This is a genomic window from Endozoicomonas arenosclerae (genome assembly GCF_001562015.1).
GTDB classification, from domain to species: Bacteria; Pseudomonadota; Gammaproteobacteria; order Pseudomonadales; family Endozoicomonadaceae; genus Endozoicomonas_A; species Endozoicomonas_A arenosclerae.
In genome coordinates this window covers 15,761-29,612 of sequence record NZ_LASA01000060.1, presented here as the reverse complement: position 1 = coordinate 29,612, position 13,852 = coordinate 15,761, and the positions used below count along the sequence as shown (strand labels likewise).

Sequence of the window (13,852 nt, the reverse complement as noted above, 5' to 3'; positions counted from 1 at the left end):
GGACAGGTAAAACAGTCACCTAAAAGATGCCTGCACACCACGCCCAGCATACAAAGAACGGCGAATTCTAGAGAAGTGTGACCATGGTTGCAAGAATTAAAAACCGATGTCAGCCAGCGGTAAAACGCAACAGGGGAAAGCGGATGGCCTGTGAAGATAACGGCTTCTGAAGCCCTAAAGCAATAAGTGTATGAACTATATAGGGAACTTTTCCCCAGATGACCGGTCGAAAGCTCGGCAAGGATTATGGAAATAACTTTTTGAGCGTAGCCTTAAGGCTCACATCTTCCTCATTTCAATCGCATTGTTTCATAAGGAGATTAAACAATGGATGGATTAACTCCCAGAGCAGAAAGACTAGGTATTCTGAGAACCTTGTCCCCGTCGGGTCATGCCGTATTGCTCAATCTGGGCAAAATATCCAAGTCTTTACGCACAGTCTCTCCTGTTAATGAAGGACTGGGAGATGATGAAAAGCTCCACGCGATGATGATGAAAACCTATCTGGAACGTCGAACACGTGGTAACTGGGGAGATCGAGAGTTTGTTACCGCCAGGGAAGTCAGGAATACCCTGAAAGTTTTGCCCAAAATAAGACGATCCGTCTCTTTCCAGGAGCCAGCAACAGCCTCCACCCGCTCACCCGAACTGAGCATGAGTCAACCAGTGAGCGAAGAGCCCAAACTTACTGCTCCTTTGCTCCAGCCTCTGCCGGAAAGTGAACCCATTGAAGATAATATTGCTTCAACAACAAGCGGACCAATATCTGGCACAGTTGACAGCACATCAACCGTTGAACAAGAAACATTGGAGCCCTGCTCTGAAGCCTTTCTCAAGATGTGTGTAGATGTCTCTCTATTAACCCGGGGCGTACTGCACTCTTACCTGCGTAAACACTTTGTTGAGAACGAATTGACCGCTTCTCACCAGGATAAGACCCAACTGATTCTTGATCCAAAACTGAAAAACCACTTACTGAAAGTTGCTGGCCTGCCACAGCACCGTGATAACCAGTACTGCTACGACATTATCGATAACATGGTTGAGCTATGGGTAAAAGGGGAAGTCAAGCGCAGAAGACCCGTATCGTCCCAGACAACAACCGCTGTGGTATCAACCTCTGAAGACTCGACTGCTCCGGACACGCCTGTTAAGGCAGCACCTCTGGTCAAACCAGCCAAAAGTAAAAAAGGGCACAAAAAGTCCGCTGCTCTCGGCATTGCCCAGCCACAACCTTCAGACCAGGAGCTTTATCAAATAGTAAAAAGAGCGCTGTTTGGCATAAACAGGAGCGGTCCTTTACCTGCTTATCTGGAACAAAGCTTTAGAAACAAAGTCATAGAACCAGACCACCTCAATCGTGAGAAAGTACTGAATAAACCCACTCTCGATATGTTGTTAGAGAAAGCTGGCCAGAGACAGCTGATCGGGAATCCGGCCGTTTATAAACATCTGGATACACTGGTCATCGAATATTTATCCAGCATGCAGCATCAAAGAAGATTCGCGGGATCGGCCAACACTCAATAAGCAGCAGAACATGGCTTTTTATTGAGATACATCAACAGACCTTCTAGGATATCGAGTTATCCCACCTTTTCTTCACAACAAAATGGTCTCCAGTGGGTAATCTGAATACATTCCTGAAGGTTGTCGCTCTATTGCTTTCCATGCTGATCATTGAAAGCAAAGCTCTGTCCTCTCTGACCTATGACGTCAAAGGCCTGAAAGACGGCCAGAAACGTAATGCCGAGCTTTTTCTGCAGACACTGCCTGCTATTGAGCCAGACCAACTCCCTCGCTATCAACCCAGTATTCTCGAAGCCGTACAGAACGCCCTGAAGGCTCTGGGCTACTACCACCCAACCATTTCCATGGCGCTGGACGCAAAGGACCACAATCAGCTCAACATTCAGGTTGATCCGGGCCAACCCATTCTGATCCGAAATATAAAAGTCGAGCTGAAAGGGGAAGCCCGGAAAAACCGTACCTTCAAAAAAATCGTCAAACGATCGCCATTGAAAAAAGGTGCGGTGTTCAACAGCGGTGAATATGAAGACCTGAAATCTTCTCTAAGTACTCAGGGCCAGTCGCTGGGGTTTTTTGATGCCCAGATGCAAACCCACACAGTCAAAATTTATCCGGGCGATTATGCCGCCGATGTTGAGCTGGTTTTTGATTCAGGCAAACGCTACCGGTTTGGAGAAATCGTTTATGGCGAAATCCCTGAAAACACTAAAGCCCTTATCGAAGAGATGCTGACCTTCAAGCCCGGTTCAAAATACCGATCTGTCCGGCTGGGTAACCTGAACAAGGATCTGGCTTCCACAGGGTATTTTCAGCAGATTGATATCCGGCCTATGCGGAACCGCACCGAGAACTACCATGTACCGATTTTTATTAATGTATCTCCCAACAAAAACTATGAAATAGAGACCGGTGCCGGCTACTCCACAGACGAGGGGCCAAGGCTTTCTCTCACCTGGGATATCCCTCTGATCAATGACAGGGGGCACAGCCTGACCAATGAAGCATTGATCTCCGCTCCCAGAACCGAGTTGACCTCCAGCTACAAGATTCCTTACGGAAACCCTTTAACCGAGTTTTATGACCTGCAGGCTGGTTATCAGTACAAAAAGCAGGAAGACACCAAGAGTAATCTGGCTTCAACCGCTATCCATAAGTGGAATAAAAACCCTCAGGGCTGGGACCGGGATCTGTTTTTTCGAATCCAGTACGAAAGCTATGAACAGGGTTTGCAGGACGGTGAAAGCTTTCTGATGATTCCCGGCATTTCAATGACCCAGCGTCGTGCAAAAGGAGGGAAGCTGGATCCAAGAAGCGGTTATCTGATCATGTCCAAGGCTGAATTTTCTGAAAAACTCTGGGGGTCAGATCAGAACTTCGTAAAGCTTTGGGGACGTACCAAAGGTTTAACGACACTGGCAGAAAAACACCGGTTTATTGGCAGAGTTGAGCAAGGTGCTATCTGGATAAACGACGTCAACAAGATTCCTCCATCCATTCGTTTCTTTACCGGGGGAGATCAAACTGTCAGGGGATACAACTATGAGAGCATTGCGCCAAAGGATGCTAATGGAAAACTGATCGGCGCCCAATACATGACGGCGCTCAGTGTGGAGTACAACTATCAGTTTCTTGAGCACTGGCGAGCGGCAGTTTTTGTAGACTCAGGCACGGCCACCAATGATTACAAGGACGATTGGAAAACCGGCGCCGGTTTCGGTATTCGGTGGGTGACACCTCTGGGAGCCTTGAGAGTGGATCTGGCTTTTGCTGTCAGTGAGCCCGGCACGCCCTATAAGTTGCACTTTTCCATGGGGCCAGAGATATGAAGACGGCTCTGCAGGCTACTCTGATCACCCTGGTTGCAGTCCTCTGTATGGTGCTGTTTCTTCTGCTCACCCATACAGGCAATCTCTGGTTATGGAACCTGGCACGTTCACAGCTGCCAGAGCTTCAGGGTGAGTTGATTAAAGGCTCAATCCCCAACGGCCTGGTATTCAAAAACCCGGGCTGGGCAGATCAGGAGATGTCTTTCACAGCCAACTGGCTGACTCTTCAGTGGCAACCCCAAATGTTGTTTGAAGGGCGGCTGGTGATTGATGATCTGGTTCTGGAAAGCCTGACAATAAAGCTGCCAACGTCAGTTGAAGAACCTGCAAGCTCCAGCGACAGGATTGAACTGCCTGAAGTAGTGATGCCTTTACCCATCACCCTGAAAAAGCTGACCCTGGATCAAGGCATCTATGAACAGGGAGAAACCAAAGAAGAAGTCACCGATCTTTTTCTGTCTGCCGATGCCCGTCAATCTCACATCAAGATCCACAAGCTTCATGCTGAGCATGCTTTGGGCAAAGCAAGCCTTGAAGGTGATATAACTTTAAATGGCAACTACCCCCTTTCGGCAGAGCTTACCGTTGATGCGGCCCCTTTGAATGACCAATTGCAGCCTGAAACACTGCATGTTTCTGCCCACGGCTCTTTAGTCAATTATCGCCTCAAAGCGACAACGGCGTTTGTTTCCACGTTTCTCTCCACGCCAGAGGCCCAGAAAGCGCCTGTTGCTCAACAAGAGTTACGAGTTGAAACTACTCTCAAGGCACAGGGCAGCCTTGAGCATATTGCTATCCAACGACTTTACCTCTCAACCCCTCAGGGCAACGCAGAAGTTACCGGACGCTTTGACTGGACTCACGGTATTGCCTGGAGCGGGAAGGTAAATCTCGAAACCCTTGATACAGGTACATTTTTACCGGACTACCCTGGCATGCTAGACGGTGTTCTGGAAAGCAATTTCAGTCTCGAAGGTAATGCCTGGCATCTGATTGTTTCCAAAATGGACATTTCAGGAACGCTCAGGGACAAACCCGTTTCGCTGTCCGGCACTTTAGACGTCAACAGTCTTTTTAAGTGGGAAGTAGATCGTTTCAATGCCGAGGTGGGTGAAAACAGCCTTAGCGCCCACGGACACCTTGATGAACAATGGAATATAGAAGCAAGCATTAACGCATCAAAACTGGCAGAGCTTTATCCCGGCCTTAAAGGTGAACTGACAGGTTCAGTAAACATCACCGGGAGTAAAGAACAACCCCACTTGAACTTTCAACTGACAAGTCCATCCGTCCACTATCTGGACACGACCATCAAAGGACTTTCTGCCAAAGGTGATATCGACAAGAAAGAGCAAATTATCGGACAAGGACGAATCAATCTTGAAGCGCTAACCCAGGGCTCTCAAACGCTTAACGACATCTTACTGGAAGCAAGGGGAAATGAGCAGCAGCACGAAGCCCGACTGACGACTCAGGGCAAAGAGCTCAAGAGCATCATCTCGGTCAAAGGCAGTTACAGTCATGAAAAGTGGCAAGGACAACTGACCCGAAGCGATTTGAATACCCGGTTTGGCGACTGGTCACTGAAGCGTCCTGTTGATATCACAGCGACACCTGCCAGTGCATCTTTCTCCCAGTTCTGCCTGCAGTCATCACCCTCCAGCATCTGCATACAATCGAGTCAATTAAGTAAAGACGCTGGGCAGCTTTCTTTTACTATCGACCAACTGGCACCCGAACGGTTTAAAGCTTTTTTCCCTGCCCGTTTTGACTGGCAGGCTTTCCTTTCCTCAGAGGGAGAAGTCAGTTGGAAAGACAATCAACCGGAACTCACCCTGAAGTTATCCTCAACCCCCGGAACACTTCAGGCCTATGATCTGTCAGGCGATTACAGACAGCTTTCTGTAGAAGCCAGCATTGCCAACAATCAGCTAAGAAGTTCATTAAACTTTCTCTCTGACAAACTGGGCCACAGCAGTCTTTCAGTAGCAGTCGATGATCTGCAAGATCAAAAAAACTTAAGCGGACAGCTGAATATTGATCAGTTGCTACTGGAAATCTTTGCGCCCTTCATGCCTGAAGTCAGCGACCTGAACGGCACTTTCTCTGCTAAGGGGCGGCTGGCCGGAACCCTGACTCAACCTCTGTTCTATGGCCGACTGGCTATCGAAAATGGTTACGCCAATACCACCCGCGAAATAGTCAGTGTTTCCGAACTCAACACCTACCTGAACGTGAATGGCGACTCCGGAACCGTAGAAGGAAAAATGCAGGTGGGACAGGGCTCCCTGAATCTTGGCGGCAAACTGGATTGGAAAGATCTTCAAAACCCATCAGGCACCATCAGCCTTGAAGGCCAGAACCTGGACGTGAAGTACCCAGGCATTGGCGAAATCAGGGTTTCGCCGAAGTTAAAGCTGGCTCTCTCTGAACAGATCGAACTGACTGGCATTATCAATATTCCCTGGAGCCGTATTGATATCAATAGTCTTCCTGAAAGTGCCGTTTCAGTTTCAGACGACGTTGTTGTCATACGCAAAGGGCAAACGTCAGAGTTACATGAGGAGGCCAGCAAACGTTTCTCCATGAAAGTACGGATAGCCTTGGGGGACGATATACGACTGGACGCCTACGGCCTGAAAACCAAACTCGCAGGACATCTTGATCTTCTGCAACTGCCCAACAAGCCGCTTGAAGGACACGGTACTATTAAACTGATTGAGGGACGATACCGTCAGCTGGGGCAGGACTTACTGATCAAAGAAGGAAAGATCATTTTCCAGGGACCTATCGATACCCCTTACTTGCTGGTTAATGCCATTCGCAACCCGGATACCATTGAAGACAATGTTGAGGTCGGCATTAACGTCAGTGGCCCCGTAACAAAACCGGAATGGACCGTTTACTCCAGCCCGGAAATGCCCCAGCAGGAACAGATTTCCTACCTGCTCCGAGGAAAAGGCCTGGAAGGGGGAGACAGTTCCAGCGCTCAGGCCATGCTGGTTGGTATCGGTGTGTCCCAGTTTGGGGGGATTGCCACCTCTATCGGTGAAACCTTTGGTTTCACCGATGTCTCATTGGACACTGAGGGAAGTGGCGAAGATACTCAGGTCACAATTGGTGGCTACATTGCCCCTGGTCTGCGATTGCAATACGGTGCCGGTGTCTTCAGTTCAGTCAGTGAAGTGAAAGTCCGCTATGAATTGATGCCAAGACTTTATCTGCAGGTGGTCAGCGGCCTGGCCCAGGCGGTGGATATCTTCTATCGCTTTACCATCAAACATGACTAAAAGACCGCGATCCTTTTCAACTTTTGTGGCCATGAATAAGTCGTAATATACTGCAGCGGCCAATAATAAAAATCCCATAAGGAAGTTGTATGCTGGAAGTTAACGAGTATTTTGACGGGCAGGTGAAATCCATTGCATTTAAAGGTGACAAACTCCCCACAACGGTGGGTGTTATGGCTCCTGGAGAGTACGAGTTTGGCACCAGCCAGAAAGAAACCATGACTGTCATCAGCGGAGCACTGACTGTGAAGCTACCGGACAGTGATATCTGGCAAACTTTCCGAGCCAGCGAGCATTTTATCGTTGAAGCCAATCAGTCTTTTCAACTGAAAGTGGCCAGCGATACCGCCTACCTTTGCTCTTACGAGTAAACTTCAGACCATCAGACTTTAATCGGGTGATTAAAGTCTGAAACTTCTGGCAAACAAAAGTCAGCGGCCTAAACCACCCATCATCAGGTATTTGATCTCCACATAGTCATCAATACCGTACTTCGAGCCTTCCCGACCTGTACCCGATTCCTTGATGCCCCCAAAAGGTGCTACTGCCGTGGAAATAATGCCTTCGTTGATACCCACCATGCCATATTCAAGCTTTTCACTGACCCTCCAGACCCGACCAATGTCCCGGGTATAAACATAAGCAGCAAGTCCTGACTCAGTATCATTGGCCATACTGATCGCTTCATCTTCAGTGCTGAAACGAAAAACAGGAGCCAGTGGCCCAAATGTTTCGTCATCAGCCACTTGCATATCAGGTGTTACGTTGCAGACAACAGTGGGCTTATAAAAGTTTCCACCCTTGGGATGGAGCTCTCCACCCGTTGTGATTTTCGCACCTTTACTGACCGCATCAGCAACATGCTCTTCTACTTTGCTGACTGCCTCAGCGTTAATCAACGGCCCTTGATCAACATCACCCAGACCATTGCCCACTCGCAACTTATTCACAGCTACTGTCAGCTTCTCAACGAACAGATCATAAACCTCATCATGCACAAGGAAACGATTGGTACAGACACAGGTTTGACCGGCATTACGGAACTTGGAAGCCATAGCGCCTTCAACAGCCGAATCAAGATCAGCATCGGGAAAAACTATGAACGGCGCATTGCCACCCAACTCCATAGATACTTTTTTCACAGTTCCAGCACACTGCTGCATGAGCAACTTTCCAATATGCGTGGAGCCTGTAAAGCTCAATTTGCGAACCAGTTTGCTCTCTGTCATCACTTTGCCAATAGCGGATGACTTTCCTGTAATAACATTAAAAACTCCTGCGGGCACACCTGCTTTTTCCGCCAGAGCGGCTAAAGCCAATGCCGATAAAGGGGTTTCCAGAGCAGGCTTGACGATAAATGAACACCCTGCTGCCAGGGCGGGTGCACATTTACGGGTAATCATGGCCGCCGGAAAGTTCCAGGGGGTGATGGCAGCAACAACACCCACCGGCTGTTTTACCACCATAAGGCGGGCGTCAGCCTTATGTGTTGGAATAACATCGCCGTATATACGTTTACCTTCCTCGGCAAACCACTCCAGAAAGCTGGCAGCGTAATGGATCTCACCTTTGGCTTCAGCCAATGGCTTACCCTGCTCCAGCGTCAGAATCTCAGCCAGTTCATCCGCATGAGTCATCATCAGATCATACCAGCGCCTGAGAACAGCACTTCGCTCCTGAGCAGTCCTTCCAGCCCATTCATGACGAGCCGCTTCAGCACTCTCAATCGCCATTTGAGTCGCTTCAGCCCCTAAAAATGGAACCGTTCCAACCACCTCTCCGGTTGCGGGGTTGGTGACATTGGCCTTCTCTCCGTCTTCACTGTCCAGCCACTGGCCGGCAATATAAGCCTGCTGTTTAAAAAATTCGGTATCCGGCATTGTTTTTTTCTCCACAGGAGCTGATCAGAATGGCTTGACGTTATGCTGTAACAGGTTCTTCCCAGGCACTCATTTGCCCACGGCAATACACCAAAGGCGCACTGTTTTGATCCAGATGAATGTATTCCACCTTCCCTACCAGAATGGCGTGATCTCCACCGTCGTATTCATTCCACAGACTGCACTCAATGGTTGCTACAGCTCCTTCAATGACCGGAACGCCCGTTTGTCCTTCACTGACTGCCACCCCCTTGATGGCTTCGACTTTGGCTTCCCCTTTTTTGGCAAAAGCAAAAGCAGGCCCTGCCTGATCTGACGCCAGAATATTAATGGCAAAGCGTTTCCCTTCAGTCAGAACCGGATAAGTGTCAGAACTGTAATTAGGGCAGACAAGCACCAGAGGCGGAGACATGGACACCGCTGAAAAAGCACTGGCGGTTAAACCTGTCACCTGACCATTGTCGTCATAAGCAGAGACGATGGTGACGCCTGCCGGAAAGGAGCCCAGTGCCTGTTTGTATAGCTCTTCACTGATCATTGTTATTCTTCCTCGCCCATCAGGTTAGTGCTCAAATTATAACGGAACGAACGCTCACTTCAACACTTATAACCCAGACGAATCTATTCCCACGCCATCCGGGAACTTCAGCTATTCGAAAAGGTCTATTCATTGATTGGATAAAGATCGAAAGGGAGAGTCATCAGCAATGGATCTGCATGCAGTTACCAAGCCCTCAGGACCAGTATCATCAGAAGCGTTTGACGAACGTGAGGTTTACTCGCATGTCAGAAAAAGTTTCGGATTCCATTTTCTAGATACTCTCCCCGTCAAAATCTTTAAACTTCTGGAGCCAGATCGGCAGCATTTTCTGGGAACACCTCTGTGTGACCGATTGAAAAGGGACACAGATAACTGGGATATCTACCGGATCACCAACGCCAGAGAGTCTTTCGACAAACGAAGTCCCGATGACCTTGCTCACTCCATGGCGCTGTCCTATCGGAGAAAAGCCGAATCATCCAAGGATATGCCTGCCACGCCCGACAAGCCTAAATCACTGGGCTATAACTGGAAATATGGCCATTCCACCGATTTGAAACTGCCGAAAGCGGATCGTTTCGAGGAAAACACCCTCATTTCTGTCTTTAACTCGGAAGAAAAAAAAACACTGGTGATCCAAAATCATGAAGAGAGGACTCACCTTAATCTGGAATCCTGGAAAGGCCTTATCCTTGAAAGAACAACCGGACAGAATGGCAAGCCAGTCTGGAGAAAGGGTGCCGAATTTGGCGCAGTGAAAGATCAGTTTATTCAGAGTAACCCCCTCGTCTTTGATATTCCCAGAGTCTTTGATACCACTGGGAAACCTCTCCCTCACCCGGTTACTGAAGGCGAACTCTACCCAACGTCAGATGTTGTTCAAGATTTATTTGAGCTCAAGCATGGAACAAGGCCTGAAGTCTTCAGAACATCGGAAGAAATGATTCCCTGGATGAAAACCCTGCAGGAAGATGGAGCCGTCAGCTTTATTGTCCAACACTCTTTCGCTGCCCATATGATTGCCGCCCGAATCATTCGAAAAGGCGATCATCTTGTCTGCTATCTCCATGAAACCCTGGACGGTGGTAACAAACATTCTGAAGGGATTTATAAAGAAGTAACAAAAGCCCTTGAAAGAGCCTTTCCGACCATGAACAGGGTGATACTGTCCCCGGCATTTGAAAGTCAAAAAGATTTTTCTTCCTGTGGTGTCTTTACTGAAAAAACCCTGAACGCCCTGGCCAAACCCGAGAATAAGCTGGACCCATGGCTTCTTAAACAGGCCGCGCCTGACAAGCCCTTGCCTGATACTCACGAAAGAAAAAGAACAACGACAAACCACTTGATGATTGATCTGGTGGATTATCCAGCAGTCCTTCTAAAGCTCTACCAGGGCTCGAGTAAAGACTTGGACAGAGTTGTGCCTGATGATGCTATAAGCCCACATGTTGGCAAAAACTTGATGGACGTAGTCGTTCACCGCGAAAAAATGCAGGACGGTGTTCAATTAACACCAGCGATGACCCTTAGACAGTACCGTGAATATCACAGCCACAAGGGAGTCCCTAACTATACGGGTACTGGAGCAGCAAAAGTGGACTGCTGCCTGGTCAGTACCGGCAAGCGTTATAAGATGCTGATGCTATGGCGAGACCACTTTCTCTCTAATTCCGATAGCACTGTATCAACAACAGAGACCCCCTCTTTGTCGGAACCTTCACCGCCCAGAGAACGTAGCCATGATCGTACACCTGAAGAGCCGACTATCAGCCCTTCAGAGTCGAACCTGAGCAGTGAACTGAAGAGAGTCAGAGAGGAGCACAGTTATTCCTTGTCACCGGATTATTGCCCTCCCTCGACCAAGAAAAAACCACCAGCAACTCTGGATCAAGAGACACTTCAACTAAGCAGCTCAACAGCATCCGTTACTTCAAATGATAGAACGCCAAGAAGGCAAGAAACTTTAATAGTTACCAATAAATTCCTACATAAAATTCGTGAAAAGCAATCAAGAGATAAAATGCATCAAGCCTATCAACAGCTCTTATCAGCATTACCCAGCAAGTTCCATCACTTAAAGTATAAAGTGGATATATTGAATGCCACTATATCCCATATCCAGGAACGCCATTTACCCTCTCCCGTTAAAAGACATCAGGAACACTTTAGAAGACTCAAAAAGCAAACAAAGGATCAGAAATATCAGGGTCACCTTCAGAATGAACAGAAACGCCGCTCAGAAATTGCACATAAGCTTAATAAGCTTGGATCACTACTACCCAAGCCTCAATCAAAGAAAAAGCGTTCACAACTTGCCATTCTCACAGATGCCGCTACCAAAGTCCAAGAGATGAATCCATTTCAAGAACCTCTTACACCTGTGAGTACAAGCTCTGAAGATTTCTCCCTTTCGAGAGTCGGCAGCGCTGTAGATATGGAAGCTGTTACCAGTTCAATTATACCCCCTCAAGAAACTGTTCAAAGTGTTGGGCGGCCAGATTCACAAGACGTTGTCTCGACTCCAGACTCCCCCACGCACAGTGAGGTGTAACGATCAGGTTCGGCAAAGACTTCTGCTGCAGCAAAGGGTTACCATTGACGGGAGGTTCTTCCGTCAAAACATCAAACCCGGCTGCTCCCAGCTGGCCAGACTCCAGAGCCGTTAACAAAGCCATTTCATCAACCAGCCCTCCTCTTGAGGTGTTAATCAGAATGGCAGAGTCTTTCATTAGCGAAAGCCTTCTCTGATCAATCAGGTTGCAAGTGCTTTCGATCAAAGGGCAGTGCAGACTAACGACATCGGCCTCTTTTAGACCTTCATCAAGTTCAATGCGATCTTCAGCCCCTGAACCAGAACCTGGAACCCTGGCCTTCATAATCTTCATGCCAAAAGCTTCTGCCAGCCTTGCCGTGGCCTTACCCAAGTCGCCATAACCTACAATCAGCAGGGTTTTGCCTTCCAGTTCAATGATTGGATGATCCAACAGACAAAACATATCGCTGGCGGCCCAGGTTCCATTTGCTGCGTCACGGGAATAAGCTGGCAGATACCCTGCCAGAGAAAGAATTAGCGCCATGGCATGCTGGGCTACTGATGCGGTACTGTATCGCTCAACATTCTGAACCCTGATACCGTGAATATCACAGGCAGCAAGATCAATGTTATTCGTTCCCGTTGCCAGCACACCGATGTATCGGAGATTGGGTAAAGAAGAAAGTGCCGCCTCATCAATGACCACTTTATTCGTAAAAATGGCTACTGCATCACGACAACGGTCAACCACATCTTCTGAACCACTCTGCTCATAAGTTTCCAGCGGGACAGAAAGGTGATGAAAGGCTTCCAGCGAAACGCCTGCACCCAGAGTCCCTTGATCCAATAAAACGGCGTTCTTAGTCGTACTCACATTTTTACCTTTGGAATCTGCATTTTATCTTTGCTGAAGACAGTAGCCTGCTATTCTGACGGTACGAGAACAGATTCTGTCAGGAGGTATCCATGGAACCTGCTCATCACACCATGAACGACCTGTTTGATCAGCTGGGATTACCCAGCAGTGATAAAGAAATTGACCTGTTTATCGCCAAACACCAACGAATACCCCACCAGACCAAAATCCAGCATGCCGACTTTTTTTCGGACAGCCAGCAGGCATTTATTCAACAGGCTTATCATGAAGATGCCGACTGGGTGGTAGTTATCGAACATCTGGACGCTCTGCTCAGGGAAAAACCTTCTTGAGAACGTCAGACCCTGTCACGCTTCAATCAACTCTTTCTCTGCCTTACGGCCTCAAACAGACATACACCTGTCGCTACTGAAACATTCAAACTGCTGACTGATCCGGCCATGGGAATAAATATCAGTGAATCGCATTTGTCCCGGGTCAGTCTTCTCATGCCTTTACCTTCAGCACCCATGACCAGAGCCAACGGCCCCTTTAGATCTGTTTTGTAGATATCAGACGAGCTTTCTCCTGCCGTACCAATCATCCAGACGCCACGATCTTTCAGCCACTCCATCGTTCTGGAAAGGTTGGTGACCTGCACCAGCGGAACATTTTCTGTAGCACCACAAGCTACCTTTCTGGCAGTGGCATTCAGGCTGGCTGACTTGTCCTTGGGAGTAATCAGGGCATGTACGCCAGCGGCATCAGCTGTTCTCAGGCAGGCACCCAGGTTGTGAGGGTCGGTCACGCCATCCAGTATCAACAGAAAAGGAGGTTCATCGAGGTTGTTCAGAAGATCTTCCAGATCACCTTCCCGATACACTTTTGCCTGGGCAACACGGGCAACAATTCCCTGGTGCACACCCTCAACTTTTGAGTCCAGTCGGCCACGCTCAACAAAACGCACCGTTACTCCCTGGCTGCGGGCTTCGTCCACCAGCGCATTAATACGCTTGTCAGTACGGCCTTTCTGGATCAGCAGTTCCAGAACTTTTTCCGGAGAATGCTCAAACAGGCTCTGCACGGCATGCAGGCCAAAAACAACATCATCACTCATTGCGGGAATTCGTATACAGATATGGAATTAGGATTGTTCTGCATATTAGCAGAGCCAAAGGCTCTAGTGGAATTTTGATCCATTGACCCAATCTTGAATCGTCTGTGTACATAAAACAACCACCCCCTACACACTCGCCCGTTTAGACTTCTCTCATCCTGATTTATGCGGGGTGAGAGACTACTCCTTCCGTCTGGATTGCACCGACACCGGTATCTCGGTTGGAAGTTCTTTTCATGATATTTCTAACAACTGCGACAGTATTTCTAACAACAGAAA

At 48.3% G+C, this 13,852-nt stretch carries 10 protein-coding genes; 6 read left to right on the top strand and 4 right to left on the bottom strand.

Going from position 1 to position 13,852, the window contains the following annotated elements; genetic code table 11:
* Positions 1-327 precede the first annotated feature (327 nt).
* The 4 genes from WG89_RS07880 to ppnP all read left to right on the top strand — a co-directional run bounded on the left by WG89_RS07880 (position 328) and on the right by ppnP (position 7,017).
* Positions 328-1,530 carry a hypothetical protein gene (locus WG89_RS07880; RefSeq protein WP_062263864.1) on the top strand — a complete coding sequence of 401 codons (1,203 nt, stop codon included), beginning with the start codon at positions 328-330 and terminating at the stop codon, positions 1,528-1,530.
* 92 nt (positions 1,531-1,622) lie between these two features.
* Positions 1,623-3,356, top strand: coding sequence for an autotransporter assembly complex protein TamA (gene tamA, locus WG89_RS07875; protein WP_153301477.1), 1,734 nt, complete (start codon positions 1,623-1,625; stop codon positions 3,354-3,356).
* Positions 3,353-6,646 carry an autotransporter assembly complex protein TamB gene (gene tamB / locus WG89_RS07870; protein WP_062263858.1) on the top strand — a complete coding sequence of 1,098 codons (3,294 nt, stop codon included), beginning with the start codon at positions 3,353-3,355 and terminating at the stop codon, positions 6,644-6,646. Before tamA ends, tamB begins: the two co-directional genes overlap by 4 nt.
* Before the next feature lie 89 nt (positions 6,647-6,735).
* A complete protein-coding gene (ppnP, locus tag WG89_RS07865; protein ID WP_062263855.1) occupies positions 6,736-7,017 on the top strand; it encodes a pyrimidine/purine nucleoside phosphorylase in 282 nt (93 codons plus the stop codon).
* Between the two features lie 60 nt (positions 7,018-7,077).
* On the opposite strand, the gene WG89_RS07860 is transcribed toward ppnP, so the two are convergent.
* Together WG89_RS07860 and WG89_RS07855 are read right to left on the bottom strand one after the other, a co-directional pair.
* Entirely contained in the window at positions 7,078-8,526 is a 1,449-nt protein-coding gene (locus tag WG89_RS07860) for an NAD-dependent succinate-semialdehyde dehydrogenase (RefSeq protein ID WP_062263853.1), read from the bottom strand.
* A gap of 40 nt (positions 8,527-8,566) precedes the next feature.
* Positions 8,567-9,064: a flavin reductase family protein gene (locus tag WG89_RS07855; RefSeq protein WP_062263849.1), complete on the bottom strand. Its 498-nt coding sequence runs from the start codon at positions 9,062-9,064 to the stop codon at positions 8,567-8,569.
* Between the two features lie 169 nt (positions 9,065-9,233).
* Here WG89_RS07855 and WG89_RS07850 point away from each other — a divergent pair, with 169 nt between their 5' ends.
* Positions 9,234-11,618 (top strand): helix-loop-helix domain-containing protein, encoded by a 2,385-nt coding sequence (locus WG89_RS07850; protein WP_062263847.1) that lies wholly within the window; start codon positions 9,234-9,236, stop codon positions 11,616-11,618.
* Here WG89_RS07850 and WG89_RS07845 read toward each other — a convergent pair.
* The gene (locus tag WG89_RS07845; RefSeq protein WP_062263840.1) at positions 11,524-12,474 is read right to left on the bottom strand and encodes a D-2-hydroxyacid dehydrogenase; all 951 of its coding nucleotides are present in this window, start codon (positions 12,472-12,474) and stop codon (positions 11,524-11,526) included. The genes WG89_RS07850 and WG89_RS07845 overlap by 95 nt on opposite strands.
* A gap of 92 nt (positions 12,475-12,566) precedes the next feature.
* Between WG89_RS07845 and WG89_RS07840 the strand changes: the two genes are divergently transcribed.
* Positions 12,567-12,809 carry a DUF2789 family protein gene (locus tag WG89_RS07840; RefSeq protein ID WP_062263838.1) on the top strand — a complete coding sequence of 81 codons (243 nt, stop codon included), beginning with the start codon at positions 12,567-12,569 and terminating at the stop codon, positions 12,807-12,809.
* A 26-nt stretch (positions 12,810-12,835) separates the two neighbouring features.
* Here WG89_RS07840 and rlmB read toward each other — a convergent pair whose 3' ends face one another.
* Complete coding sequence (gene rlmB, locus WG89_RS07835) at positions 12,836-13,573, bottom strand: 23S rRNA (guanosine(2251)-2'-O)-methyltransferase RlmB (protein WP_062263833.1); 738 nt, start codon at positions 13,571-13,573, stop codon at positions 12,836-12,838.
* Between the last annotated feature and the right edge of the window lie 279 nt (positions 13,574-13,852).